The following is a 26,219-nucleotide window of genomic DNA, read 5'->3' as shown; positions in this document are numbered from 1 at the left end:
TCGGCGGAGATTACAGCAGGAACGTCTCTTTTCGCTCCGACAGGTCGATGAACGTGTCCGCCGCCGCGACGAGTTCCTCGGCGGTGGACTCCTTGAACGCCATCACCTCGACGCGGACGCCCTCGTGGCGGAGGTGCGTACAGAGTCGTTCGAAGTCGCCGTCGCCCGAACAGAGGACGACCGTGTCCACGTGGTCGGCGAGGCTGACCGCGTCGAGCGCGATGCCGAGGTCCCAGTCGGCCTTCTTCGAGCCGTCACCGAACGTCTTGATATCCTTGATTTTCGTCTCGAAACCGATGTCGACGAGTGCATCGAAAAAGCTCACCTCGTCGGGCGAATCCGCCCGGATGACGTAGGCGATGGCGCGGGTGAGCGCGCGGCCCGCCGTCCCCTTCTGGAGGAGCGACGAGTAGTCGATGTTCCGCGAGTAGAGGCTCTGTGCCGTGTGGTAGAGGTTCTGCGCGTCTGCGAGGATGGCGACGCGTTGGTCGGGGTGAATCTCAGTCATTCGTACGACGCTTGGGCGGCGCGGGCTAATAACCGTCCGGGGAGACGGGGGTGCGGCGGACGGGCGTCCACCGTCGCGGCCGGAAACCGGACGGAGAGCGCCGCGAATCGTGCCTCAGCCCGCCCGTCGGGTCCGGCAGGTCCTGCAGACGGCGCAAGTTATATTACGTTTCCAGCACCTGCATCCGGTGTGAACGACGCGACGCGGCCCTCGCAGGTCACCACACCTTCGACAGCGTCGCGTGCCGCTTTCTTTTCGAAAAAACGTGCGTACTGAATCGCTCGTTGCGGGAGTAGCGACCCCGTCTCGGGCGGCCTTCGGCTGACGCACGTTCCGGTCACACGACCGTATCAACGCTCTCGCGACCGTCACCACATCCACCAACGACACATGACATCATTCGACTTCCGCGGCGTCTATCCCGCGATGACCACGCCGTTCCACGAGGACGGCAGTATCGACTTCGAACAGTTCCAGGCCGACGTGCGACGCCTCGAAGAAGCCGGCGTCGACGGCGTCGTGCCCGTCGGCTCGACCGGCGAGTCCGCGACGCTCACTCACGACGAACACGTCGAGGTCGTCGAAGCCGCCGTCGAGGCCGTCGAGGAGGTGCCCGTCATCGCCGGCTCCGGGTCGAACTCGACCCGCGAGGCGCTGGAACTCTCCCGGCGCTCCGCCGACGCCGGGGCCGACGCGCTGCTTCTCATCTCGCCGTACTACAACAAGCCCGAGCAGGCCGGGCTCGTCGACCACTACCGGACCATCGCCGACGAAATCGACCTGCCGCAAATCGTCTACAACGTCCCCGGCCGCACCGGGAGCAACATCCTGCCCGAGACGGCCGCGACGCTCGCAGAGCACCCGAACATCACCGGCTACAAGGCTGCAAGCGGCGACCTCGGCCAGATTTCGGAGGTCGTCGAGCGGACCCGCGACGAGCAGTTCGCGGTGCTGTCGGGCGACGACGCGCTCACGCTCCCGACGCTCTCTGTTGGCGGCGTCGGGGCCATCTCGGTCACGGCGAACGTCGAACCGGCGCGCGTCGGCGCGATGGTCCACTCGGCGCTCCAAGGCGACTACGAGCGCGCCCGCGACATCCACCACGACCTCGCGCCGCTGAACCGCCACCTGTTCTCCGAGACGAACCCCATCCCGGTCAAGGAGGCCATGGAGATTCGGGGCTACGGCCCGGCGCGCCTGCGCCCGCCGCTCACCCGACTCACCGAGGAGAACGCGGAGGAACTGCGCCGCCTGCTGTCGGACCTCGAAGCGGAACAGGCGATTCCGGACGGGGGTGCGGGCGAGTGACGGTCTCCGTCGGCGTCACCGGTGCGACCGGGCGCATGGGCGGGGAAGTCCTCGCCGCGGCCGCCGACCGCGACGACCTCTCGGTCGCTTTCGCGGTCAGTCGCTCGCCCGGCGACGAGGTCGAAGGCGTCGCCGTCGAGGACGCGGCCGACTTCGCGGACCTGCTCGCCTCGCACGACCCCGACGCCGTGGTCGACTTCACCGGCCCGGCGTCCTGCATCGAGTACGCGTCGGCCTGCGCGGCGGCGGGCGTCGCCTTCGTCACGGGCACGACCGGCCTGAGCGAGGGCGGCTTCGACGCGCTCCGCGAGGCCGCATCGGAGACCCCGGTGCTGTACGCCTCGAACTTCTCGCGCGGCATCGCGGCGCTCCGCCGGGCCGTCCGCGAGGCGGTTCCGGCGCTCGACGGCTACGACATCGAACTCACGGAGACGCACCACAACGCCAAGCGCGACGCCCCGAGCGGGACGGCGCTGACCATCCTCGAAGATGTCGACGATGTACGCGGCGAGTCCGAGCGCGTCCACGGCCGCGAGGGCGAAGCACCCCGGTCCGAAGGCGAGGTGGGCGTCCACGCTCGTCGGGCGGGGGATATTGCCGGTGAGCACGAAGTATTACTGGCTGGAAATCACGAGTCTCTTTCACTCACGCACCGCGCGGGGTCGCGGGGAGTGTTCGCCGCTGGCGCACTCGACGCCGCGGCGTGGCTCTCCGGTCGCGACGCCGGGTGGTACGACTTCACCGAGGTACTCGAATGAATCTGGAATCCGACGTACGAGACTTGTGGCAGCGATATGATGACGGCGACGTAGACGCCGAATCGGCGACCGTCGACGAACTCGACACGCTCGACGCGTTCCTCGACGCCCTCGAAGCGGGTGAGGTGCGCGCCGCCGAGAAGACCGGCTCCGACGTGACCTCGTGGGAGGCCAACGAGTGGGTCAAGCGGGGTATCCTGCTCAACTTCGGCCTGCGCGAGACGCTCGCCCGCGAGTACGGCGACGTTCGCTACCACGACGTGCTCCCCCTGCGCGACACCGAAGACCTCAGCGAGCGCGGCACGCGCAACACCCCGGACGGCACTGCCATCCGGCGCGGCGCGTACCTCGGCTCCGACTGCATCATGATGAGCCCCTCGTTCGTGAACGTCGGCGCGCACGTCGGCGACGGCACGCTCGTGGACTCCTGTGACACCGTCGGCTCCTGCGCGCAGATCGGCGCGAACGTCAAGCTCGGCGCGAACACGCTCATCGGCGGCGTGCTCGAACCCGTCGAGGACGCCCCGGTCGTCGTCGAAGACGGCGCGGCGCTCGGCGCGGGCTGTCGCGTCACCTCCGGCTTCGTCGTCGGTGAGAACTCCATCGTCGGTGAGAACACGCTTCTGACGCCCCGCATCCCCGTCTACGACCTCGTCGACGAGGAGATTTACTACGGCCACCTGCCCGCGAACCGCCGCGCCTTCACGCGCTTCGTGGAGTCGTCGCTCGGCGACCACGACCTCTTTGCCGGCGGCGCGTACAAGCCCGCGGTCGTCGCCCTCGACATCGAGGACGACACCCTCGACGCGACCCGTCGGGAGGAGGCGCTGCGCGAATGAGCGGCGGCGGGCCGGCCGTCCGGCGGCTTTCGGACTGGGACCGCGAGCACCTGCTGTCGCTCGCCGACGAGTTCGGCTCGCCGCTGTACGTGACCGACCTCCGTCGCGTCCGCGAGAACTGTCACCGACTCCGCGAGGCGTTCCCCGAGGCGCACGTCAGCTACGCCGTCAAGGCCCACGCCGGCCGGGCAGTGCTCGAAACCGTCCGCGAGGCCGGCGTCGACGCCGAGTGCGCCTCCGCGGGCGAGGTCGAGCGCGCCCTCGACGCGGGCTTCCCCGGCGAGCGCGTCCGCTACACGGCGGTCAACCCGCCGGACGCCGACCTCGACCACGTCGTCTCGCGCTGGGAGTCGAACCCCGAGATGACCGTCACGGTCGGCGCGGCGGACACTATCGACCGCCTGCGCGAGCGCGGCTTCGACGGCCGCCTCTGCCTCCGGGCGAACCCCGGCGTCGGCGCGGGCCACCACGAGAAGGTCACGACCGGCGGCCACGCGAAGTTCGGCATCCCCATCGACCGCGTCCCCGACCTCGCCGCCGACGTGCGCGAGGAGTTCGACCTCGTCGGCGTCCACGCCCACGCGGGAAGTGGTATCTCCGGCGACGACCTCTCGGCGCACCGCGAGTTGGTCCGCCGGATGGGCGACCTCGCCCGCGAGGTCGGCGGCCTCGAATTCGTGGACGTGGGCGGCGGCTTCGGCGTCCCCTACCGCGAGGACGAACCGCCGCTCGACCTCGCCGCCGTCGCCGACGCGACCCGCGAGGCGCTCGGGGTGGTTGACGCGCAACTCGCAATCGAACCCGGGCGCTACGTCGTCGCCGACGCCGGCGTGCTCCTCTCGCGGGTCAACACCGTGAAGGACGCCCCCGAGGCGACCGTCGTCGGCATCGACGCCGGTATGACGACCCTGCTCCGACCGGCGATGTACGACGCGTACCACGCGATTTCGAATCTCTCTCGGCCCGACGCCGACCCGGTTTCGGCCATCGTCGCGGGCCCCGTCTGCGAGACGAGCGACGTGTTCGCGGACGGCCGCGACCTCCCCGACCCCGAGCGCGGCGACTGTCTCGCGCTCGGCAACGCGGGGGCGTACGGCTACGAGATGGCGAGCACCTACAACTCTCGACCGCGCCCCCCGGAAGTCGTCCTCGACGCCGACGGTCCCCGAGTGGCCCGCCGGCGCGAGACCCTCGACGACGTCACCGCCCTCGAACGAACCGCATCCGAGCACATCCCCAACTGACCAAGCACCCACACAGAACCATGAGCGTACTCAACACCGTTCCCTTCGAAAAGTTCCACGGCACTGGAAACGACTTTTTCGTCGTTGACGCAGACGACCCGGTCCCGGACCGCCCCGCCTTCGCGCGCACCCACTGCGACCGCGAGGCCGGAATCACCCTGAGCGAAAGCGAGCGACGCGGCGCTGACGGCGTCCTGTTTCTCGCGCTCGAATCGCGCTACGACCCGCCGCGGGTCGTCATGACGCTCGTCCAGCCCGACGGCTCCGTCGCCGCCATGTGCGGCAACGGCGCTCGCGTCGCGGCCGCGTGGGCCGCCGAGCGAACCGGCACGAACGAAGTTATGATTGACACGCCCGCCGGCACCCGCCGCGCGAGCCTCGACGGCACCGACGTGACCGTCGAGATGGGCACGCCCTCGTTTGCGCCCCGCGACGTGCCGCTCGCGGCCGACGACGAACTCGTCGAGGCCGAAGTCGAGGGCCTGACCGTCACGGCCGTCAACACGGGCGTCCCCCACGCGGTCGCCTTCGTCGACGACGTGGACGACGTGGACCTCGAATCCGTCGCGCCGCCGGTCCGCCACGCGTCGGTGTTCCCGGAGGGCGCGAACGTCACGCTCGCCTCTCCCGACGGCGAGGGCGGCTTCCGCCAGCGCACCTTCGAACGCGGCGTCGAGGGCGAAACGCGCTCCTGCGGCACCGGCGCGGTCGCGGTCGTCGCGGCCGCGAAGCGCCTCGGGCGCGTCTCTGGCGACGACCCCGTGACCGTCACCCCGCCGGGCGGCGCGCTCTCCGTGACCGTCCCCGACGAGGGCGCGGCGCTCCTCGGCGGCCCGGCCGTCTACGAGGGCGACGGCGAAGCCGACATCGTCTTCCGCGAGCGATGAGCGGCGACGCCGACGGGTTCGACCCCGTGGCGTTCCTCGAACGGGCCGTCCCCGTCGCGTCGAACGACGACGTAGGCGAGATGCGCGACCTGCTGGTCGCGACGCTCGAAGCCGAGGGCGTCTCCCCCACCGTGGACGACGCCGGCAACACCGTCGCCACGAAGGGAGCGGCGGAGCCGACGACGCACCTCGTCCTCAACACGCACATCGACACCGTCTCGCCGCACGTCCCGTACGAACGCGACGAGGGCGTCATCCGCGGCCGCGGCTCCTGCGACGCGAAGGGGCCGCTCGCGGGCCTGCTGGCGGCCTTTTTCGCCGTCGACCCCGGACCCGACAGCCGAGTCACGCTGGCCGTCACGCCCGACGAAGAACTCCTCTCGATGGGCGCGGCCGCCCTCGACCTCGACGGCGATATGTACATCGTCGGTGAGCCGACCGGCCTCGACGTGTGTACGGCCGCGAAAGGCCGGTTCGAGGGAACGGTGTCGCTGTCGGGCGTCGCCGCGCACGCCGCGGAACCCCAATCGGGCGTCAACGCCGTGGACGCGCTCGCGCCGGTGCTCGACGCCCTCCGGTCGTTCGACGACGACCGCGAGGTCCACCCCGAACTCGGCCCGGCGACGCTGACGCCGACGATGGTCGACGGCGGGGCGAACTCGAATCAGGTGCCCGCCGACTGCCGACTCGTGGTCGACCGCCGGAGCGTCCCCCCGGAGACGGCCGACGGCTTCCGCGAGGAACTCCGGTCGACGCTCCGGGCCGCGGTGTCGGACGGCGTGTCCGACGACGTGAGCATCGACTTCGCGCTCACGGAGCGCCCGACGCCGTTCCTCGAAGCGTTCGCGACCGACCCCGACCACGAACTCGTGACGACGCTCGCCGCGGCCTCCCGAGACGCCGGCGGCCGGGCGGACGTTCGGCCCTTTACGGCCGCGACCGAGGCCTCCTACTTCTCTCCCGCGCCCGTCGTCGTCTTCGGACCCGGCCACCTCGCCGACGACGAGGGCGCGGTCGCGCACGCCGACAGGGAGTACGTCCGGACCGACGACGTGCGGACCGCGGCCGCCGCACTCCGCGCCGCGGTCGCCGCGCTCGCCGCCTAAGTGTCGATTAATCACAACGTACTTGTTATCCGGACGATACGTTTCGAACGATGCGCCCTCCATATCTCATCGTCACCCTCGTCGTCGTGGTCGCGCTGTCGCTGTCGGGCGTCGTCGCCGCGGACAGCGGCACCGCTATCGACCACGCGGGCGACGAACTCACGCTCGATGCGGTCGACGGCGAGCATGTCCACGGGACGACCCCGTTCGCGCCCGGGACGCTCATCGGCGTCCGCGTGAAATCCGTCGGTGATACCCATCCGTTTCTCGTCTCGAAGGCCGTCCGCGTCGGAGAAAACGGCAGCTTCGATGTAACGTTCGACCTCTCGGAGATGGCCCAACTCCGCGGCGGGCCGGTGCAGGTCTCGGTTCGCCGGGACCAACAGCCGATCTACGAGGAGAACGCCACGCTCGTGACGTACGATATGCCCGAAGATTCGACGCTCACGCCCGATATCGACGACGCCGCAACGGCCGAAACGACGTCCGCGTCGACCGCGACGACGGCCGATTCGTCGTCCGGAATCGACGTCCCCGGCTTCGGTGCCGGAGTTGGCGTCGCCGCGCTCCTCGTCGCGTCGTTCGTCGCCGCCCGCGGCCTCTAAGCGCACGGTCCCGCGTTCGCCAGTTCACTCGTTCGCTCGCTCGCCCGCGCCGACCGCCCCACCGTCCTGCCGCCCCGTCGCTCCGGAACGCAACGCCCTTTTCCCACCCGCACCTGAGTCGGCGTATGTACGAGGCGGTCTACGCACACCCCGACGGCGAGAGCACGGTCAGTCGCGTCGCCGTCGCCGCCGGGCGGTACGACTACGACGGGGTCGTCGTCCGCGCGCTCGACGCCCGCCCCGACTACGACCGCCTCCGCGACGCGCTCGACGTGGACCTCGTCGACGCCGTCGAAATCGACGCGTCCAACCCGGAACAAGCCAGCGGCGCGGTCGGCAACTACCGCCCGCAGCGCGAACTGCTCATCGTCCGCGGGGGGACGAACGCGCTCAACCGATTCGCCGTCGAACAGCCCCGAGTCGACGTGCTCTCGCGGCCGATGGCGGGCGAGGGCAACTTCAACCACGTCCTCGCCAAGGCCGCCCGCGACAACGGCGTCCGCGTCGAGTTCGACTTCGGGCCGGTGCTCCGAAGCGACGGGGGAACCCGCGTGCAGGCCATCTCGGCGCTCCGAAAACTCCGCGAACTCGTCGAGTACTACGACGCCCCCTACGTCGTCTCCGCGACCCCGTCGTCGCATCTCCAACTGCGGAGCCCCCGCGAGTTGGCGGGACTGGGCGAGGTCATCGGCTTCGACCGCGAGCAGGTGCTCGACGGCCTCCGCGAGTGGGGTCGCCTCGCGGCGCGCAACCGCGAGCGCACGTCCGAGTCGTTCATAGCCCCCGGCGTCAAACGGGGACGGTATGAAGAAGACGATTGAGGAACACGCCGCCCGCTTTTCCCACATCGCCGCGGAGTACGACGACGCCCAAGACAGCGACGAGTACCGCGCGTGCGTCTCGCTCGTCGTCCACTACGCCGACCCCTCCCCCGAGGACGTGGTGCTCGACCTCGGCACCGGCACGGGCGCTATCGCCCTCGCGCTCGCCCCCGACGCGAAGCGCGTCGTCGGCCGCGACATCAGCGAGGGGATGCTCGAACAGGCCCGAACCAAGGCCGCCGAAGTCGGCATCGAGAACGTCGAGTTCGACGAGGGCCGGTTCCGAGACCCGAACGCGGGCGACGACGAGCGAATCGACATCGTGGTGACGAACTTCGCCATGCACCACCTCTCGGACGAGGAAAAGCGCGAGGCCATCGACGTTATCGCCGACCTCGAACCGCGGCGGTTCGTCCTCGGCGACGTGATGTTCTTCGGCACGCCCGACCCCGACGAGCCGTTCTACTCACCGGAGGTGGACGACCCCGCGACCGTCGGCTTCCTCGCCGACGCGCTCACGGACGCCGGATTCGTCCTCACGGCCGTCGAATCGGTCCACGAGCAGGTGGGCGTCCTCGTCGCCGAGCGAGCGCCGACCGCCGACGAGTGAACTGACCCGATGAAACACCTTCCCAAACACCTCCGGCCGCGGCGGCGGTATCTCGCCGTCGAAGTCGAGACGTGGCCCGACGCCGACCTCGCCCGCGGGCCGTTCCAGCGCGAACTCTGGTACGCCGCCCAGAACCTCTACGGCGACGCCGGGAGCGCCGACGCCGACCTGACCGTCCTCGGGTTCGACTACGCCGACGGCGTCGCCGAGACCATCGTCCGCGCCCGGCGCGGCCACGTCGAAGACGCCCGGGCCGCCCTCGCCTGCATCGACGCCGTCGGCGGCGACCCCGTCGGGGTGAGAGTGCGAGGCGTCTCGGGGACAGTGCGTGCCTGTTCGGAAAGGTATTTACACGGCCGGGCCGGAATTTCCGAGGAGAGAACCGTCGTGTTCGAGAACGACTCCCGAACCGCCGTCGTCCGCGACTCCCTCTTCGACGTTCGCGGTTCGGACGGGTTCACGGGCGCGACGCAACTCGATTTCGAGTGATATTCCATGCAGGGACAAGCGCAACAACAGGCGTACGACCGCGGGATTACGATCTTCTCGCCGGATGGTCGACTCTATCAGGTCGAATACGCTCGTGAGGCCGTCAAGCGCGGCACCGCGAGTATCGGCGTGCGAACGCCCGAGGGCGTCGTCCTCGCGGCGGACAAGCGCTCTCGCTCGCCGCTGATGGAACCGACGAGCGTCGAGAAGATTCACAAGGCGGACGACCACATCGGCATCGCGAGCGCCGGCCACGTCGCCGACGCCCGCCAGCTCATCGACTTCGCCCGCCGCCAGTCGCAGGTCAACCGCCTCCGCTACGGCGAACCCATCGGCATCGAGACGCTGACCAAGGAAGTCACCGACCACATCCAGCAGTACACGCAGGTCGGCGGCGCGCGCCCCTTCGGCGTCGCGCTCCTCATCGGCGGCGTCGAAAACGGCACGCCCCGCCTCTACGAGACCGACCCCTCGGGGACCCCCTACGAGTGGAAGGCCGTCTCCATCGGGGCCGACCGCGGCGACCACCAGGAGCACCTCGAAGAGAACTTCCGCGACGACCTGGCCCTCGACGAGGGTATCGAACTCGCGCTGGAGGCCATCGCCTCGACCAGCGACGAGGGCACCGCGCCCGACGGCGTCGACGTGGCGACCGTCTCCGCCGAGTCCGAGCGCTTCGTCGAGCTATCCAACGACGAAATCGAGAGCTACCTCGAAGCCAACGACCTGTTGGCGACCGAGGACGACGACGAACAGTCCGACGAGTAAGCCGCGTCCCGCGGTTCTCGTTTCTCGTTCCCGGTTCCCGCGCGGTCTTCTTCGACTCCCGCCCGGTGAGCGACCGCGCCGGCGTCTCGGACGCGACGGGGGGCGGTGGCGTCGCTCACGGCCGGAACACGAGGCGGGAACGGAAAACGAAAACCGAAACAGAACCGGAAACGCGGTCGTCTAGCGGGCCACGGAGAGCGACCCCGGGCGGCTCAGTACTCCTCGTAGGCGAGGTTCATGAGCCACTGCGAGAAGGCGTTGCTGTTGGCGTTGATTTCTTCCTCTCCGATGAGCGGCGAGAGCATGTCGCCCGCCATCAGCATCGAGAAGTCGAGGTCGCGCGCGGCGGGTTCGAGGTAGTAGGTGGTGTGGCCGTTGTAGACGGTCTCGGTCCGCTTGATGAGACCGAGCGACTCCAGCACCTCGGCGATGCGGCTCCCCTTCCGGGAGGAGATGTCGAGTTCTTTCCAGAAGTCGCTCTGGTGGATGCCGCCCGACTCGCGGATGAGGTCCAGTCCCGCGCGCTCGTCGGAAGAAAGGTCTTGCTCGGCTTCGCTCGCGCTCATACCATCTACACGTCGTGCGAGCGGTTTAATCCTGACGTTCGACCGGTTCGAAGGCGGTCTGACACGGCGGGCCGTCGGCGAATTCGTATGCGAACTCCGCCCCGCCGAGCGTGATGACCGACGACGAGCGCGTGCCGAACCGACCCTCCGGGTCGTGGACGCAGACGCCGAAGTCGTGGTCGCCCAGCGCCGCCTTCGCTCGCTCGCGCCACGCTTCCACCGACTCGCTCGGTTCGGGTTGGAGCGCCTCCTCCAGTCGCCGGGCGTTGTCGGCTTGCGCCTCGCCCACCTCGGGCCGTCGCTCGGGGACGAACCACGACTCGGGCGTGCCGACGTTGACGACGACGCGGACGCCGGGGTCGACGTTCCGAACCGACAGACTGCCGTCCCACTCGAAGAACAGCGCGGCGTTCTCGTCGGCGACGACGAGGTTGAAGCCGTCGTAGGTGTCGTCCTCGACCGCGTGCTCGACGAACCGGGCCGCGTCCTCGGCGGTCTCGTGACGGAGCGCGTCGCGGACGAGGTGGCCCCGGGAGCGCTCGCCGCCGCCGTCGACATCGACCCAGCGGTTGGTGATGCCGACGAAGACGCCCGCGTCGTTGTAGCCGACCCACGTCCCGCCGGCCTCGGCGTCCCGCGGGGCGACGATTGCGGGGCCGTCGCCGTTGTCCCACCGCCGGGGCGGTTCGGCGGGCCTGCCGAGGAGTTCGTCGCGGTTGGCGGCGACGACGACCGGCGCGTCCTCGAACACCTGCCACGCGAGGATGAGTGTGCACACGAGGTGGGGGTAGGCACTCGGCGCAGAAAAACGTCGGTTTCACCCCGACGCCCGGCGCGTCGGGTCTCAGTCTTCGCGCTCGGCGTCGGCTCCGAACCGACTCGGGTCCCGGGAGGCGAGCGCGACGTTCACGGCCGCGACGTTCTCCGGCACGTCGTGGACGCGGACGATGTCGGCCCCGCGGTCGGCGGCGATGGCCGTGCCCGCGACGGTCGCCGCGAGGTTGTCGCCGGGCTTCTCGCCGACGAGCGAGAACATCGACTTGTGGGAGTGGCCGACGAGAATCGGACAGCCGAGCGCGGCGAACTCGTCGGCGCGCCCGAGGAGTTCGAAGTTCTCGGCCTTCGACTTCCCGAAGCCGAGGCCGGGGTCGACGATGAGGTTCCGCCGGGGGATGCCCGCCTTCTCGGCGAGTAACACCAGTTCGGTCAGTTCGTCGATGACGTCCTCGACCACGTCGTCGTAGTCGACCTCGCGGGTCGGGTCGACCGGGGCGTCGATGCTGTGCATCACGATGACCGGCGCGTCCCGCTCGGCCGCGAGGAAGCGCATCTCGGGGTCTTCGAGGCCGGTCACGTCATTGAGGATGTCCGCGCCGGCGTCGAGGGCGGCCGCGCCGACCGCGGCCTTGCGGGTGTCCACGGACACGAGCACGTCGAGGTCGGCAATGGCCTCGATGACGGGCGCGACGCGGCGGATTTCCTCGTCGACGGGGACCTCGTCCGCGCCGGGGCGGGTGCTCTCGCCGCCTACGTCGATGATGTCCACGCCAGCGTCGACCATCGCCCGCGCCTGCTCGACGGCGTCGTCGATGTCGTAGAACTCCCCGCCGTCGTGGAAACTGTTCGGCGTCACGTTCAGGATGCCCATGACAGCCGTGCCGTCGTCCCACGGGTAGTCGTCGGCGTCGTGGCCGGCGTCGCTCGCGTCGCCCGCGCCGCCCTCGTCGTCTTCGCCGGCGTCAGCCGCCTCGATGTCGAGCGCCGCACGAATTTCCCCAGCGACACCTGCGAGCGCGTACGGCCGGTCTTCGAGGGCCGCCGTCAGGCGCTCGAACTGGTCGAGCGTCCCGGTCAGGACCACGTCGACGAGTTCGCCGCCGAACTCGTGGCCCGAGACGGCGCAGTCGCCGCCGACGGACAGCAGTTCCTCGCGGAGCACCCGCGCCTGCCGGCGCTGGACGCGCGTGTGGACCGTTCTGTTGACCGCCCGCTTCGCGCGTTCGCTCCGTTCGGCGGCGGTAGCGACGTTCGCGCGTTCGAGGGTCTGTCGAGCGTCGTCGAGTGTGCGGTGAGTCTTCGGGACGACCGACCGCGTCCACGTGGTCCGCGCCTCGGCGACGACGTACAGCGAGCCGACGACGAGCACGCAGTCGTCTGGGTCGGCTCGGGCGCGCGCCCGGTCGAGCGCCGCGGCGACCGCGCCGCCGGTCTCGACCGCAGGTCCGTCGAGTCGCTCGAAGACGGACGACAGTATCTCGGGGGCTTCGCCCCGCGAGATGTCCGCCTTGCAGGTGACGACCGACGCCACCTCCGGAAGCGCCCCGACCATCTCGCCGTGGTCCTTGTCGTGCATCGCGCCGTAGACGAGGTGGAGGTCCTCGTAGTCGAACTCGTCGAGGACGGTGGCGACCTGCGCGCAGGCGTCGGGGTTGTGCGCGCCGTCGAGGACGACCGTCGGCTCCGTGCCCATGACCTCGAACCGACCCGGCCAGTGGGCGTTTCGGAGGCCGCGGTGAATCGCCTCCGCGTCGATATCCGGGCGGACCTGCCGGGCGAGCGAGACGGCGATGCCGGCGTTTCGCGCCTGATACGCGCCCAAAAGCGGGATGCGAACGTCGAGCGCCTCGGCGTCGGTCTCGACGGTGACGGCGGCCTCCTGGTGGTTGACGCGGCCGCCGTAGGTGACGCGAACGTCGGCGTCCGAGTCGGCGTCGGCGTCGGCGTCCCCGACGGTCAACACGTCACCGACCTCGTCGCGGATGACCGACAGCGCCTCGCCGGTCGTCCCGGTCACGAGCGGCGCGTCGGCGGGCGCGACGGCGGCTTTCGTCTTCGCGATTTCCGCGACCGTGTCGCCGAGGACCGCGGTGTGTTCGAGCGAGACGTTGGTGACGGCGCTGGCGACCGGGTCGACCGCGCTCGTCGCGTCGAGTTCGCCGCCCATCCCGACTTCGAGCACCGCCACGTCCACGTCCGCGCGGTCGAAGTACCACAGCGCGAGCGCGGTCACGGTCTCGAAGAAGGTCAGCGGCTCGCCGTCGGCGGCCCGCTCGACGAGGTACGGCTTGGCTTCGGCCACGAACGCCGACAGCGCGGACTTCGGAATCTTCCGGCCGTCGACGCGGACGCGCTCCCGCACGTCGTCGAAGTGCGGCGAGGTGTAGAGGCCGACGTGCGCGCCCGACTCGCGCAGCATCGCGTCGACCATCCGGGCGGTGCTTCCTTTGCCGTTCGACCCCGCGACCTGCACGAACGACACGTCTTCGTGGGGGTCGCCGAGGTGAGAGAGCAACCGCCGAATCGACTCGGTCCCCGGCTTGACCTGAAACCGCCGGAGGTCGAAAAGGAAGTTCACCGCCTCGTGGTACTCCATACGCGTGAGAAACCGGACGGTGGGCTTAGGCCTAACGCTCCACGTCACTCCTGCGACACGACGCCGGACGGGGTCGCCCACGGTGGCCGCCGCCGACGAACCGACAACCGCTCGATAGCGCCGCGCTCAGTCGATGTGGACGACGAGCACCGGACGCTTCGCGTTCTCGATGACGCGCTCGGTGACGCTCCCGAGCGACGTGAGCTTGTCGCGACCGGTCCGCCCGTGGGTCCCCATCACGACCACGTCGGCGTCGTGTTCGTCGGCGTAGTCGAGGATGACTCGATGGGGAACGCCGTCTCGAATCGCCGTCGTCGTCGACGCCTTCCCCTCGCACTTCTCGGCGCACGCCTCGACCGCCTGTACCGCGTCGTCGCGGAGCGACTGGATGACGGCGTCCTGCTGGTCGCCGCCGGCGGCGAGGTACACCCGCTGGTCGACGACCGACAGCACATGAATCGTCGACTCCGCACCGGCGAGTTCGAGCGCGTGCTCGATTGCCTGCATCGTCCCCTCGCTCCCATCGGTCGGCACTAGGATGTGTTCGTACATACCTCTGTGTTCGCCTCGCCGACACTTGAAGGGACACCGTCGGTGTTAGGACGTGGGAACGGGTCGTGAGTCGTATCAGAGAGACGCGCGGCCGCGAATTTCAGGCACTAGTCGTGGCGGAAGCACCGGAGCGCTCCCACCGGTCGTGCTTCGAGCTTTAGGCTCTCTTTCGCTTCGCTCAGTCGTGTCTAAAATCGCGTGAGACTCACTTCGTTCGTCTCACTGACTTCCGTCACTCCTTCACGCTGTTCAGTCGTGACGGAAGCACCGCTGGCCGGTGAAGACCATCGCAATCCCGCGCTCGTCGCACGCCTCGATGACGTCCTCGTCGTTCACCGAGCCGCCGGGCTGGATGACCGCCTCGATGCCCGCGTCGGCCGCCTTCTCCACGCCGTCCGGGAACGGGAAGAACGCGTCGGAGGCCATGACGGCTCCCTGCGCGTCCTTGTCCTCGGCGTGTTCCTCGGCCTTCATCGCGGCGAGTTCGACCGCGTCCACGCGAGAGACCTGCCCCATGCCGACGCCGACCGTCTCGGTTCCCTTGGCGAAGAGAATCCCGTTGGACTTCACGTGCTTCAGGACCTTCCACGCGAACAGCATCGTCTCCAACTGCTCGTCGGTCGGCTCCGTCTCGGTGACGACTTCGAGGTCGTCGAGCGTCGGCGTCCAGAGGTCGCGCTCCTGGACGAGTCGCCCGCCGACGAGCGCTTTTTCCGTGTAGGTCTCGGTCCGGTCGCCGAGGTCGCCAACATCGAGGACGCGGAGGTTCTTCTTCTCGGTCAGCACAGAGAGCGCGTCGTCGGTGTAGCCGGGCGCGACGACGACTTCCTTGAACGAGTCGATGATGAGCTCGGCCGTCTCGGCGTCGCACTCGCGGTTGAGCGCGACGATGCCGCCGAAGGCGCTCATCGGGTCCGTGGCGAGGGCGTCGGCGTAGGCCTCCGCGAGGGTGTCGGCGGTGGCGCAGCCGGCGGGGTTCGTGTGCTTGATGACCGCCGCGGCGGGCTCGTCGAACTCCTTGATGAGGTTGAGCGCGCCGTCGGCGTCGTTGTAGTTGTTGTACGACAGCCCCTTCGCGCCCTCGTTGAGCTGGGGCGCGCCGACGACCGACGCCTCGTCGCACGTCTCGTCCACGTAGACCGCGGCGTCCTGATGGGGGTTCTCGCCGTAGCGGAGTTCGTCGTAGCGGTCCTCGGAGGTGACGCGGCGCTCGGGGAGGCCGGCGTCCACGTCGCCCTCGACGGTGACCGAATCGTCTTCGACCGTCACGCGGTCCTCGGCGAACCAGCGGACTGCGCGGGGGTAGGCCTTGAACTCGGCGTCGTAGAGGACGCGCGATTTGAGGTCGTCCGCGTCGTCGTCGGTGTAGACCGGAACGGCCTCCTGTGTCACGATGGGACCGGCGTCGACCTCCTCGTTGACGACGTGGACCGTACAGCCGGTCGTCTTGACGCCGGCGTCGAGGACCTGTTCGTGGGCGTCCATGCCGGGGAACGCGGGGAGCAGCGACGGGTGGACGTTGAGCGTCGTCGGCGCGGCGTCGAGGAACGTCGAGGTGAGCACGCGCATGTAGCCGTCGAGACAGACGAGGTCGAAGTCGTAGTCCGCGAGGGCATCGAGGATGCGCTCTTCGTGGGACTCGCGGGACTCGTCGTCGCCGCGTTCGACGACTTCGCTGGGGATACCGTGTTCGTCCGCCCAGTCGACGACGGGCGCGTCGGCGCGGTTCGAGACGACGACGCCGAGTTCCGCCCCGCCGGGGGCGCGGTCGGAGATGTTGCGCAGGTTTCGTCCACGGTTGCTCGCGAGACCGGCGATGGTGACCATGTGAGGATGGCGACTCGCGGCCCTCAAAGTGGTTGCGGTCCTCGACGCCGGAGTGTACTTGATTATGTATATGTCTTACCCACCGAGGCCGCAGATGGGGGCTGAGTGCGCACACTCATGCGTACTCGTCGCTTCCGCGGCGGCGGCGAACCCCCGGCGTTTAACCTCCCCCATCGTGACGACTCAGACATGACCGACGCCGACCGGCACGACCCGCTGTACGCGGTGTCCCCGCTCGACGGGCGATACGCCTCCCGAACCGCACCCCTCGCGCCGCACGTGAGCGAGGCCGCGCTCATGCGCGCCCGCGTGGAAGTCGAAGTGGAATACCTCCTCGCGCTCGCCGGCCTCGACGCGACGCCGCTTTCGTTCTCCGAGGCCGAGCGCGCCGACCTCCGCGCGCTCTACGAGGCGTTCGACGCCGACGACGCCGACCTCGTGAAGCGGCTCGAAGTCGAGGGCGCGGAAGGCTTCTCGGCGACGAACCACGACGTGAAGGCCGTCGAGTACTTCATCCGCACCGAGACCGACGAGACGGTCCACCCGTGGATTCACTTCGGGCTCACCTCCGAGGACGTGAACAACCTCGCCCAGCGCCTCATGGTGAAAGGCGCGGTCGAGGAGGTCATCGTGCCCGAACTCCGCGACACCCGCGACGAACTCGTCTCGCTCGCGCGGGAGTTCCGCGACGTGCCCATGCTCGCGCGGACCCACGGCCAACCCGCGACGCCGACGACGTTCGGCAAGGAGATGGCCGTCTACGCCGCCCGCCTCGGCCGGACGCTCGCCCGCGTCGAGGCCGCGACCGACGACCTCGCCGGCAAGCTCGCGGGCGCGTCGGGCGTCTACGCGGCCCACGTCGCCGCCTACCCCGACGTGGACTGGCGGGCGTTCTCCCGCGAGTTCGTCGGGTCGCTCGGCCTCGACCACACCGCGCTCGCCACGCAGGTCAACCCCTGCGACGACCTCGCGGCGCTGTTCGACGCCGTCCGCGGCGTCAACAACGTCCTCGTCGACCTCGACCGCGACGCGTGGCTGTACGTCTCCGACCGCTACCTCGGACAGGAGGCCGTCGCAGGCGAAACCGGCTCGTCGACGATGCCGCACAAGGTCAACCCCATCGACTTCGAGAACTCCGAGGGCAACCTCTCGAAGGCCAACGCCGACCTGACGTTCCTCGCGGACTACGTGACGACCTCGCGCCTCCAGCGCGACCTCTCGGACTCCACGGTCAAGCGCAACGTCGGCGCGGCGTTCGCCCACTGCCTCATCGGCTACAAGAAGACCCAGACCGGCCTCGGAAAGGTCGTCCCGAACGAGCAGGTCATGCGCGACGAACTCGACGACACGCCGGCCATCATCGGCGAGGCCGTCCAGACGATTCTCCGCCGCGAGGGCGACACGCAGGCCTACGAGCGGGTGAAGGAGCTCACCCGCGGCCGCGAGGTGACCCTCGACGACTTCCACGACCTGTTTGCGGACCTCGACGTGGACGAAGAAACCCGCGAGGAACTGCTCGCGCTCACGCCCGCGACGTACGTCGGGCTCGCGGACGAACTCGTCGACGATATCGACAACTGAACTGAGGGTCGAGTCGTCGGGTCGGCAGGCGGCGGCCCGACGAAGCGACGCGCTCTTTTTCCGCGGTCGGTCGAACGCGCCGCTGAGTCGAGCGAGCGTCAGGAGAAAACCGAAACCGCCTCAGAGGCCGACGGGCACGGGACATCGGCCTCGGCGCGGTTCGGGCACGGGTTCGGCGGCGAGCGCCGGCACGGGTGGGCTGGACAGGCTGGTCCGCGCAGTGCGGTTCGTCATGGGCTGGTACGACGACGCAGGGCGCTCACCGTGGCTGAATTATTTACTCACCATAGAATAAGTCTTTTGGTGGGGTGGTGCGTTGGTGGAGGTATGAAAGCAATCGCCGTCAAGCGCGGGGAAGATAAGCCGGTCGTCATCGAGAAGCCGCGACCGGAACCCGACGCCGGGGAGGCGCTGGTCCGAACGCTTCGGGTCGGCGTGGACGGGACGGACCACGAGGTCATCGCCGGCGGCCACGGCGGATTCCCCGAGGGCGAAGACCACCTCGTGCTCGGCCACGAGGCGGTCGGCGTCGTCGTCGACCCGAACGACACCGAACTGGAGGAAGGCGACATCGTCGTGCCGACGGTCCGCCGCCCGCCGGCGTCGGGGACGAACGAGTACTTCGAGAAGAACCAACCCGACATGGCCCCCGACGGGATGTACGCCGAGCGCGGCATCGTCGGCGCGCACGGCTTCATGTCCGAGTACTTCACGAGTCCGTCGGACTACCTCGTCCGCATCCCGCGCTCGCAGGCCGAACTCGGCTTCCTCATCGAGCCCATCTCGATCACCGAGAAGGCGCGGGAGCACGCCTACGCGAGCCGGTCGGCGTTCGACTGGAACCCCTCGTCGGCGCTCGTCCTCGGCAACGGGAGCCTCGGACTCCTGACGCTCGCCATGTTGAGAGCCGACGACAAGGGCTACGAGGACCTCTACTGCCTCGGTCGGCGCGACCGACCGGACCCGACTATCGACATCATCGAGAAGCTCGGCGCGACCTACGTCGACTCCCGCGAGACGCCGGTCGAGGAGATTCCGGACGCGCACGAAGACATGGACTTCATCTACGAGGCGACCGGCTTCCCCAAACACGCCATCCAGTCGGTGCAGGCGCTCGCGCCCAACGGCGTGGCCGCGCTCCTCGGCGTCCCGAGCGACTGGGAGTTCGAGGTCGACGCCGGCGCGTTCCACCGCGAGATGGTGCTCCACAACAAGGCGCTCGTCGGCAGCGTCAACTCCCACGTCAAGCACTTCGAGGCCGCGACCGTGACGTTCACCAAGCTTCCCCGGTGGTTCCTCCGCGAGTTGGTCACGGGCGTCCATCCGCTTTCGGAGTTCGAAGCAGCATTCGAAGACGACGACACCACTATAAAAACCGCCATCGAATTCAGTACTGTATGAAGAACGTCGACGACCTCATCGCCAGCGCGGCTGAGCTCGCGGACCGCGGCCTCTCGAAAGGCGAGATTGCCGACGAGCTGAACGTCTCCCGCGAGACCGCCAGCTGGCTGGTCGAACGAAGCGGCGCGGCGACCGAACCCGAACCCCGTGCGGAGCCCGAAGGCCCCGACGACATCCACGTCGACTGGAACGCCATCGGGAGCGGCGGCAAGCGCCTCACCTACGTCGGGCGCGCGCTCGCCGACCTCCTCATGGAGACGAACGGCGAGGCCGACGTGACCGTCGGCATCGAGAAAGCGGGCGTCCCGCTTGCGACCTCCGTCTCGCGCGAACTCGAAACGACGCTCGGCGCGTACTCGCCCGCGAAACACCAGTGGGACGAAGGCGACCTCGAAGACCTCGGCGGCGGCTTCTCCCGGAACTTCTCGCCCGTCGAGGGCCGCGACTGCTTCATCGTCGACGACACGGTGACGAGCGGTACGACGCTCCGCGAGACCATCGACGCCATCCGCTCGGAGGGCGGCGAACCCCTCGCGTGCGTGGTCATCGTCGACAAACAGGGCGTCGAGGAAATCGACGGCGTCCCCGTCCACTCGCTTATCAACGTCGTCCGCGTCGGCGAGCAGTAAGCGTCGGCTCGGTCGTCGCGGGCCGTCGGTGTCGTGTCGTGTCGTTGTCGACCCACCCGCGACGCAACTCCTTTGTCCGCCCGGCCGTTATCTGGGTGCATGACGTTCCAACCGGAGAGTTTGGACCCCGAAGAAGTGCAGACCCGCGTCGACGAGGCCGTCGCTGACAACCGCGTCGTCCTGTTCATGAAAGGCAACCGCCTGATGCCGCAGTGCGGCTACTCCGCGAAGGCGGTCGATCTCATCTCCCAGTACGTCGACGAGTTCGAAACCGTCGACGTGCTGCCCGCGCTCCCGCACTACCGCGAGGCGCTCAAGGAGAAAAGCGACTGGGAGACCATCCCCCAGACGTTCGTCGACGGCGAGTTCGTCGGCGGCAGCGACATCCTCGAAGAACTCGACGAGCGCGGCGACCTCGAAGCGACGCTGACCGGCGCGAACTGACCCCGGGAGCGCCCCCGACAGACCGCCGGACAGCGGCCCGACGCCGACTTTGTTGCTCTCGCCTACCGAGAAGGGGAGGCCATATAAGCCTCGAACTCGTACACGAACACAGGTATCGCCATCCGGGTGCGCTCGCACCGTGGCTCTCGTCGATACCGAAGCCAACAATGTCAGGCCGCGTATATCGACTCCATTCGACGTTGGAACTGCCACTCGAAGACGTGATGGACTACTTCGAAAACGACCCAGAACTGCCGCCTGAGGTCGAGAACGTAGACATCACCCGCCGAAACAACACTCTCATCATCAAAGCCGTCTCCGCCGACGACAACCTCAGCAAGTACACGCCGACGGCCCAGTTGAAGGCGAGCGTGACGGAAAATCGCGTCTACGAAGAAGAGCCGCCCCGAGCGGGCGCGCCCAACTGGGGAGACGAAGAAGAAGAGGAGATTCCCTCCGAACTCGTCGAGTTCGCCTGCTTCAAAGGCGACCTCGAAACCGTGCTCCAGAACACGGCGCTTCAGTACCCGATGTTCCTCGTCCTCCGCGAGATTGCGATGCTCTCGGAGAAGGGGACGCTAACCGCCATCACCGAGGAAAGCGACGAACTGCAAGCGACGCGCATCGTCGAAGGCGAGGTGCGTGCCGCCTCCGTCGAAGTCGTCGAGAACCCCCAGCAGAACGGTTCCTCGGACAGCGGAATCAACTGGCGCGACAACAAGTTCATCTCCTAAACGCGTCGTATCTCCTCATCCCGTCACCGCCGAACCGCGTGAGCTAGCGGCCCAAATCGTGCTCGGCGGTATCACGCGTCACACTACGCCTCGGGCAAAAAGCATTTACACCGCCTAATTAGATGTAATTACACATCATGTCGGAAGCCGAATCCTTCCCGGACTACCTCGACGTCGACTACACCGACGGCGAAGGTGAGACGCCGGAGGACTACCCGAGTATCGAGGACAAAATCGAGAAGGCCATCGAGGTCACGAAGCAGGGTCTCGAACAGTACGAGAACCCCGCGGTGATGTGGACCGGCGGGAAGGACTCGACGCTCACGCTCTACTTCATCAAGGAGGTCGCAGAGCGCTACGACCTCGAAGTGCCGCCGGCGGTGTTCATCGACCACTACCAGCACTTCGACGAAATCATGGACTTCGTCGAGCACTGGGCCGAGGAGTGGGACCTCGACGTCATCTGGGCGCGCAACGAGGACGTCGGCGCGTACGTCGACGAAAACGGCCTCGAACCCGGCGACGACATCCCGGTTTCCGAACTCTCGGAGCACAACCAGCACCACATCCGTAACATCCTCGAGTACGAGGAGGACACGTTCCCCTTCCTGCTCGACACCTACGTCGGCAACCACCTGCTGAAGACCGTCGCGCTCAACGACACCCTCGAAGAACACGACATCGACGGCGTTATCTCCGGCGTCCGCTGGGACGAACAGGAAGCCCGCGCCGACGAGACGTTCTTCAGCCCCCGTCACAACCCCGACATCTACCCCCCGCACGACCGCATTCAACCCATCCTCCAGTTCGAAGAGAGCGCCGTCTGGGACGCCTTCTGGTACTTCGCGGTCCCCGACACCGTCGAGAACTACCCCGAGGACGGCTACGTCCCGACGAGCGACACCGACCTCCCCGAGGGCGTCACGCAGGAGGACGTGCCCGTCTCGCCGAAGTACTTCGCCGGCTTCCGGAGTCTCGGCAGCGAGGTCTCGACCGACAAGTCCGCCGAGGAACCGGCGTGGCTGCAGGACATGGAGAACACGACCGAGCGCGCGGGCCGCGCCCAGGACAAAGAGGACCTGATGGAGCGCCTGCGCGACCTCGGCTACATGTGACGACGGCCGACACCTGACGCGAACGCCGCGTCGCGGCCACTTTTTCGCGGCCCCGCTTCGAGAGCGACTGCGACCGTCCCACAGCGGAAACAGCGATAGTCTCCGCGGCCGAGTCTTGTTGTATGGTTCACACGTTCTCCGACTACCTCGACCTCGACTACGACGACGGCCGCGAGGCGACCGCCGCCGACTACCCGACGCTCGAAGACAAACTCGAAAAGGCAGCGACAGTGACCGCGACCGCCCTCGAACAGTACGAGCGCCCGGCCGTCATGTGGACCGGCGGCAAGGACTCAACGCTCGTCCTCTACGTCGTCCGCGAGGTCGCCGCCGACATGGGCGTTCCCGTGCCGCCGGTCGTCTTCATCGACCACTTCGAACATTTCGACGAGACCGAGGTGTTCGTCCGCGAGAGGGCCGACCGCTGGGGCCTCGACTTGGTCGTCGCCCGCAACCGGGACTTCGCGCGCCTCGGCGCGTCGCCCGGCGACGAGATTCCCGTCTCGGACCTCGACGACGACACCCGCCGCGAACTCGCCCGCCTCGGCTACGAGGGCGAAACCGTCGTCCTCGACGCCGACTCCTTCGAGGGCAACCACCTGTTGAAGACCGTCGCGCTCAACGACACGCTCGAAGCCCGCGACTTCGACGGCGTCTTCTCGGGCGTCCGCTGGGACGAACAGGAGTCCCGCGCCGACGAGACGTTCTTCAGCCCCCGCCACGACTCCGAGAAGTACCCGCCGCACGACCGCGTTCACCCCATTCTCCAGTTCGAGGAGGCCGACGTGTGGGCGGCGTTCTGGGAGTACATCGTCCCCGACTCGGTCGAGGGTTATCCCGCGGGCCACGTCCCCGAAACGTCCGACGACCTCCCCGACGGCGTCGAACCCGGTGACCTCCCCGTCTCGCCGAAGTACTTCGAAGGCTACCGCTCGCTCGGCACCGAATCCGGCTCCGCGAAGTCCGACGACCGACCCGCGTGGGTTCAGGACCTCGGCGCGAGCGCGGAACGCGAGGGACGCGCACAGGACAAAGAGGACCTGATGGGTCGACTCCGGGATTTGGGGTATATGTGAACAGGGTCTGACGATAGCCGTCGCCAATATTGTAGAAAATCTAATATGATTGCGAGCGGGACGTGCACGCGTGTCCCGCTCACTTCCCGATTTCTGGCCCACCATCGTCGGTCTCGTCGGCGTCATACTGGTCGCCGCGGCTGTCTTCGCGCCGTGGGGGTCAATCCTCTGGACGTACGAGTACAGGGCCGAACAGGTCACGCCGAGCGACGAACATCTCGCCGAGGTCGTCGGTGTGGCCGACTCGACTGCCGCGTGTGTCGACACCTGTGACCTCGCCGAGACCGTTAGCGCTGACGGCCCACGGGTCGTCTCAGACGCGACGTACAGGGCCAGCTACGCGTTCGATTCGGAGCATCGTCTGGTAGTGTTGCGGGACCGAGACGGTCCGTTCTACCGGCCGAATGTCACGCGATACGAGAACGACACGCTCCGGGTCGACCTCGCGCCGGTCTCGAACGCCACCGCGCTCGAACTCGCGTCGACACCCGCGTGGCGCTTCCCGAGCGCGGTGGAGCGAGTCGCCGAATCGGGGTCGGTCCGGTCGGGCCACGACCTCGCGGGGATGGCGCGTTGGGAGGAGACGAACGCCATCGTCGCATACGACGGCGGGTACGCCCGATACGCTGGCCACACGGGTCGCGGAGGGATGGACGGCACAACAGTCTTTCCTCGCGTCTGGCTCGCCGCGGCCGGCGCGCTCTGTTGTTACTACGCCGGACGCTTGGTATCGTAGGCGCTCGCATCTCTCCGGTTGCGCCGCCGACGCTCCCGTCATCTTGATGCTCACACCGTAGCGCCTATCTTCCCCAACGCGCTATCGCTTCCAATGACAGCCGAGTGGGTCAGTCTCTTTTCGGGCGGAAAGGACTCCTCGTGGGCGCTCTACCGCGCGCTCGAGGAGGGTCTGAACGTCACCCGCCTCCTGACCGTCCACCCCAGCGACGACTCGTACATGTACCACGTCCCGGCGACTGACCTCGCCGCGCTCGCCGCCGAGAGCACCGGTATCGAACTCGTCGAGGTCCATCCCGGCGACCTCGAAGCGACCGCCGCCGCCGACTCCGGCGCGCAGGGCGACGCCGAGCTCGAACCCCTCGAAGCGGCGCTGTCGGACCTCCAAGCCGAGATGGACCTCGCGGGCGTCACCGCCGGAGCCATCGAAAGCGAGTTCCAGACCGACCGGATTCAGGCGATGTGCGACCGCCTCGACATCGACCTGTTCGCGCCGCTGTGGCAGGAAAACCCCCGCGAGTTGGGTAACGCGATGCTGGCGGCGGGCTTCGAAATCACCATCATCCAGGTCGCGGCTCACGGCCTCGACGAGTCGTGGCTCGGCCGGACGCTCGACGCCGACGCGCTCGACGAACTGGAGGCGCTCAACGAGCGGTACGGCGTCCACATCCTCGGCGAAGGCGGCGAGTTCGAGACGCTCGTCACCGACGGGCCGCACATGGACCGCCCCATCGAACTGGAGTACGAGACGGAGTGGGAGGGGAGCCACGGTCGCCTCCGCATCACCGACGCGTTCCTCGGGGAAGAATCAGGATAAGAACTCGCGGCCGGGTTGCGGGTTCGGCCCGCGGGACCGCGTTACTGCCCGTTCGTCAACCGCGAGTGCGCCCCGATGAGGGCGTTCGAGAGGTCGAGGCTCTCGATGTGCGTCTCCTCGTCGACGATGGAGTTCTTGAGCTCCGCGTTTCGGATGACCGCGCCGGGGAACACCACGGACTCTTCGAGGACGGAGTCTTCGACCACCGCGTCGGCCATGACGTGGACGTTGGTGCCGACCTCGGTGTTCGTGAGCGTCGCCGACTCGTGGATGAAGTTCTCCCCGTCGAGATACCACGCCACGGCGTCGAGGTAGCTCTGGGGCGTTCCGATGTCGAACCACGCCTCGTCGAACGTGTAGGCGAACAGGTCGCCCGTCTGTTGGAGCCACTGCATGAACCAGCCGGGCTCGTCGGGGTTGTTGTCGCCGGAGAGATACTCGTCGAACTTGGGCAGGTCGTCCGCCGGGATGGCGTAGCAAGCGATGGAGACGAGCGTGCTCTTGGGGTCCTCGGGCTTCTCCTGGAAGTTGATGACGCGGTCGCCGTCGAGTTCGACGAGGCCGTAGGCCTTCGCGCGCTCCTTGTCGCCCACGTCGTAGGCGGCGAGACACGGCGCGTTCTTCTCGTAGAAGAAGTCCACGAAGTCGCCCACGTCGAAGCTGATGAGGTTGTCGCCCGCGATGACGACGAGGTCCTCGTCGACCTCCTCGCGGTCGATGAGTTGGGCGAGCGCGCCGACGACGCCGAACTTCTCGTCTTCTTCGCTCGTGTCTTCGACCGACAGCGTCGGCTTGTCGAACGGCGACTCGTCGATGTACTCCTCGAACGCGCCGGCGAAGCGCTCGTTCGTGCTCACGAACACCTCCGAGACCCGGTCGTCGGCCTCCAGGTCTTCGAAGATGGTGTCGATGACCGTCTGGTCACCGACGGGTAAGAACATCTTGGGTCGGTGTTTGGTAATCGGCCACAGACGCGTCGCGTACCCACCGGCAAGGACGACTGCCTTCATACACGCCAAATCCCGCCACGTTGACAAGGCCTTTTTGCATCCTCTCTATATTGCTGACATTTCTCGCCCGGCGGCGGCGCAAGGGATTTTCCCTTCGGCTCCCAACCCGGCGATATGACAGCCCGGGAATCCGACACGACGGCCCGCCAGCGCATCGCCGACGCCCTCCGCGACGACCCCGCGACGGCCTCCGAACTCTCGGAGAGCGTCGGCGTCTCGGTGTCGTCGGTGTACGGCCACCTCCAGCACGTCGCCCGAACGGTCCACGGAGCGGACGGCGAGCAGTTCCTCGTCGCGCCGCCGGAGTGCAAACACTGCGGCTTCACCGCCTTCGACGACCCCGTGAACTACCCCTCGCGGTGTCCGGAGTGCCGAAGCGAGGGCATCGAAGAAGCCGTGTTCAAAATCGAGTAGCG

At 68.1% G+C, this 26,219-nt stretch carries 28 protein-coding genes; 21 read left to right on the top strand and 7 right to left on the bottom strand.

What is annotated here, in order from left to right; translation table 11 throughout:
• Window positions 1-10: 10 nt before the first annotated feature.
• A complete protein-coding gene (locus tag ACSR87_RS13140; protein WP_004043836.1) occupies window positions 11-508 on the bottom strand; it encodes a LabA-like NYN domain-containing protein in 498 nt (165 codons plus the stop codon).
• Between the two features lie 390 nt (window positions 509-898).
• Here ACSR87_RS13140 and dapA point away from each other — a divergent pair, with 390 nt between their 5' ends.
• The 11 genes from dapA (at window position 899) to psmA (ending at window position 9,943) form a co-directional block, all read left to right on the top strand.
• On the top strand, window positions 899-1,816 hold the full coding sequence (gene dapA, locus ACSR87_RS13135) for a 4-hydroxy-tetrahydrodipicolinate synthase (protein ID WP_008573674.1): 918 nt from the start codon (window positions 899-901) through the stop codon (window positions 1,814-1,816).
• Window positions 1,813-2,574 (top strand): 4-hydroxy-tetrahydrodipicolinate reductase, encoded by a 762-nt coding sequence (gene dapB / locus ACSR87_RS13130; protein ID WP_498530776.1) that lies wholly within the window; start codon window positions 1,813-1,815, stop codon window positions 2,572-2,574. Before dapA ends, dapB begins: the two co-directional genes overlap by 4 nt.
• Window positions 2,571-3,413 (top strand): 2,3,4,5-tetrahydropyridine-2,6-dicarboxylate N-succinyltransferase, encoded by an 843-nt coding sequence (locus tag ACSR87_RS13125; protein WP_498530775.1) that lies wholly within the window; start codon window positions 2,571-2,573, stop codon window positions 3,411-3,413. The genes dapB and ACSR87_RS13125 overlap by 4 nt, the downstream gene beginning before the upstream one ends.
• Window positions 3,410-4,657, top strand: coding sequence for a diaminopimelate decarboxylase (lysA, locus tag ACSR87_RS13120; protein ID WP_498530774.1), 1,248 nt, complete (start codon window positions 3,410-3,412; stop codon window positions 4,655-4,657). The genes ACSR87_RS13125 and lysA overlap by 4 nt, the downstream gene beginning before the upstream one ends.
• 20 nt (window positions 4,658-4,677) lie before the next feature.
• A complete protein-coding gene (dapF, locus tag ACSR87_RS13115) occupies window positions 4,678-5,544 on the top strand; it encodes a diaminopimelate epimerase (RefSeq protein ID WP_498530773.1) in 867 nt (288 codons plus the stop codon).
• Window positions 5,541-6,650, top strand: a complete 1,110-nt coding sequence (locus tag ACSR87_RS13110) for a M20 family metallopeptidase (protein WP_498530772.1) — start codon at window positions 5,541-5,543, stop codon at window positions 6,648-6,650. Before dapF ends, ACSR87_RS13110 begins: the two co-directional genes overlap by 4 nt.
• A 50-nt stretch (window positions 6,651-6,700) precedes the next feature.
• Window positions 6,701-7,255 carry a BGTF surface domain-containing protein gene (locus ACSR87_RS13105; protein WP_498530771.1) on the top strand — a complete coding sequence of 185 codons (555 nt, stop codon included), beginning with the start codon at window positions 6,701-6,703 and terminating at the stop codon, window positions 7,253-7,255.
• 125 nt (window positions 7,256-7,380) lie between these two features.
• Entirely contained in the window at window positions 7,381-8,076 is a 696-nt protein-coding gene (locus ACSR87_RS13100) for an RNase P subunit p30 family protein (protein WP_498530770.1), read from the top strand.
• Window positions 8,060-8,686 carry a class I SAM-dependent methyltransferase gene (locus ACSR87_RS13095; protein ID WP_498530769.1) on the top strand — a complete coding sequence of 209 codons (627 nt, stop codon included), beginning with the start codon at window positions 8,060-8,062 and terminating at the stop codon, window positions 8,684-8,686. The genes ACSR87_RS13100 and ACSR87_RS13095 overlap by 17 nt, the downstream gene beginning before the upstream one ends.
• A gap of 9 nt (window positions 8,687-8,695) precedes the next feature.
• On the top strand, window positions 8,696-9,175 hold the full coding sequence (locus ACSR87_RS13090; RefSeq protein ID WP_430639311.1) for an Rpp14/Pop5 family protein: 480 nt from the start codon (window positions 8,696-8,698) through the stop codon (window positions 9,173-9,175).
• A 6-nt stretch (window positions 9,176-9,181) separates the two neighbouring features.
• Window positions 9,182-9,943: an archaeal proteasome endopeptidase complex subunit alpha gene (gene psmA, locus ACSR87_RS13085; protein WP_498530768.1), complete on the top strand. Its 762-nt coding sequence runs from the start codon at window positions 9,182-9,184 to the stop codon at window positions 9,941-9,943.
• Window positions 9,944-10,155: 212 nt separating this feature from the next.
• On the opposite strand, the gene ACSR87_RS13080 is transcribed toward psmA, so the two are convergent.
• The 5 genes from ACSR87_RS13080 to purH all read right to left on the bottom strand — a co-directional run bounded on the left by ACSR87_RS13080 (window position 10,156) and on the right by purH (window position 16,261).
• Window positions 10,156-10,509 carry a helix-turn-helix transcriptional regulator gene (locus tag ACSR87_RS13080; RefSeq protein ID WP_008573652.1) on the bottom strand — a complete coding sequence of 118 codons (354 nt, stop codon included), beginning with the start codon at window positions 10,507-10,509 and terminating at the stop codon, window positions 10,156-10,158.
• A 25-nt stretch (window positions 10,510-10,534) separates the two neighbouring features.
• Entirely contained in the window at window positions 10,535-11,287 is a 753-nt protein-coding gene (locus ACSR87_RS13075; protein ID WP_498530767.1) for an NRDE family protein, read from the bottom strand.
• Between the two features lie 66 nt (window positions 11,288-11,353).
• On the bottom strand, window positions 11,354-13,882 hold the full coding sequence (gene folP, locus ACSR87_RS13070; protein ID WP_498530766.1) for a dihydropteroate synthase: 2,529 nt from the start codon (window positions 13,880-13,882) through the stop codon (window positions 11,354-11,356).
• Between the two features lie 126 nt (window positions 13,883-14,008).
• Window positions 14,009-14,434 (bottom strand): universal stress protein, encoded by a 426-nt coding sequence (locus ACSR87_RS13065; protein ID WP_498530765.1) that lies wholly within the window; start codon window positions 14,432-14,434, stop codon window positions 14,009-14,011.
• 249 nt (window positions 14,435-14,683) lie between these two features.
• Window positions 14,684-16,261: a bifunctional phosphoribosylaminoimidazolecarboxamide formyltransferase/IMP cyclohydrolase gene (purH, locus tag ACSR87_RS13060; protein ID WP_498530764.1), complete on the bottom strand. Its 1,578-nt coding sequence runs from the start codon at window positions 16,259-16,261 to the stop codon at window positions 14,684-14,686.
• 189 nt (window positions 16,262-16,450) lie between these two features.
• Here purH and purB point away from each other — a divergent pair, with 189 nt between their 5' ends.
• The 9 genes from purB to ACSR87_RS13015 all read left to right on the top strand — a co-directional run bounded on the left by purB (window position 16,451) and on the right by ACSR87_RS13015 (window position 24,793).
• Entirely contained in the window at window positions 16,451-17,842 is a 1,392-nt protein-coding gene (gene purB, locus ACSR87_RS13055) for an adenylosuccinate lyase (RefSeq protein ID WP_498530763.1), read from the top strand.
• Between the two features lie 327 nt (window positions 17,843-18,169).
• Window positions 18,170-19,243 carry a glucose 1-dehydrogenase gene (locus ACSR87_RS13050; RefSeq protein ID WP_498530762.1) on the top strand — a complete coding sequence of 358 codons (1,074 nt, stop codon included), beginning with the start codon at window positions 18,170-18,172 and terminating at the stop codon, window positions 19,241-19,243.
• The gene (gene gfcR / locus ACSR87_RS13045; RefSeq protein ID WP_004043856.1) at window positions 19,240-19,872 is read left to right on the top strand and encodes a transcriptional regulator GfcR; all 633 of its coding nucleotides are present in this window, start codon (window positions 19,240-19,242) and stop codon (window positions 19,870-19,872) included. The genes ACSR87_RS13050 and gfcR overlap by 4 nt, the downstream gene beginning before the upstream one ends.
• A gap of 99 nt (window positions 19,873-19,971) precedes the next feature.
• Window positions 19,972-20,316, top strand: a complete 345-nt coding sequence (locus ACSR87_RS13040) for a glutaredoxin family protein (RefSeq protein ID WP_004043857.1) — start codon at window positions 19,972-19,974, stop codon at window positions 20,314-20,316.
• A gap of 167 nt (window positions 20,317-20,483) precedes the next feature.
• Complete coding sequence (locus ACSR87_RS13035; protein ID WP_004043858.1) at window positions 20,484-21,050, top strand: DUF7110 family protein; 567 nt, start codon at window positions 20,484-20,486, stop codon at window positions 21,048-21,050.
• 137 nt (window positions 21,051-21,187) lie between these two features.
• Window positions 21,188-22,165: a phosphoadenosine phosphosulfate reductase family protein gene (locus ACSR87_RS13030; RefSeq protein WP_498530761.1), complete on the top strand. Its 978-nt coding sequence runs from the start codon at window positions 21,188-21,190 to the stop codon at window positions 22,163-22,165.
• 122 nt (window positions 22,166-22,287) lie between these two features.
• On the top strand, window positions 22,288-23,241 hold the full coding sequence (locus ACSR87_RS13025) for a phosphoadenosine phosphosulfate reductase family protein (protein WP_498530760.1): 954 nt from the start codon (window positions 22,288-22,290) through the stop codon (window positions 23,239-23,241).
• A 70-nt stretch (window positions 23,242-23,311) separates the two neighbouring features.
• A complete protein-coding gene (locus tag ACSR87_RS13020) occupies window positions 23,312-23,977 on the top strand; it encodes a DUF8127 domain-containing protein (RefSeq protein ID WP_498530759.1) in 666 nt (221 codons plus the stop codon).
• Between the two features lie 93 nt (window positions 23,978-24,070).
• On the top strand, window positions 24,071-24,793 hold the full coding sequence (locus tag ACSR87_RS13015) for a diphthine--ammonia ligase (protein ID WP_498530758.1): 723 nt from the start codon (window positions 24,071-24,073) through the stop codon (window positions 24,791-24,793).
• Between the two features lie 41 nt (window positions 24,794-24,834).
• On the opposite strand, the gene ACSR87_RS13010 is transcribed toward ACSR87_RS13015, so the two are convergent.
• A complete protein-coding gene (locus tag ACSR87_RS13010) occupies window positions 24,835-25,803 on the bottom strand; it encodes a nucleotidyltransferase family protein (RefSeq protein ID WP_498530757.1) in 969 nt (322 codons plus the stop codon).
• Between the two features lie 114 nt (window positions 25,804-25,917).
• Between ACSR87_RS13010 and ACSR87_RS13005 the strand changes: the two genes are divergently transcribed.
• Window positions 25,918-26,217: a transcriptional regulator gene (locus ACSR87_RS13005; RefSeq protein WP_498530756.1), complete on the top strand. Its 300-nt coding sequence runs from the start codon at window positions 25,918-25,920 to the stop codon at window positions 26,215-26,217.
• Window positions 26,218-26,219 lie beyond the last annotated feature (2 nt).

The sequence above is a fragment of the Haloferax sp. SDI50 genome (assembly GCF_059802635.1).
This window is presented reverse-complemented; position numbering and strand designations above follow the sequence as displayed.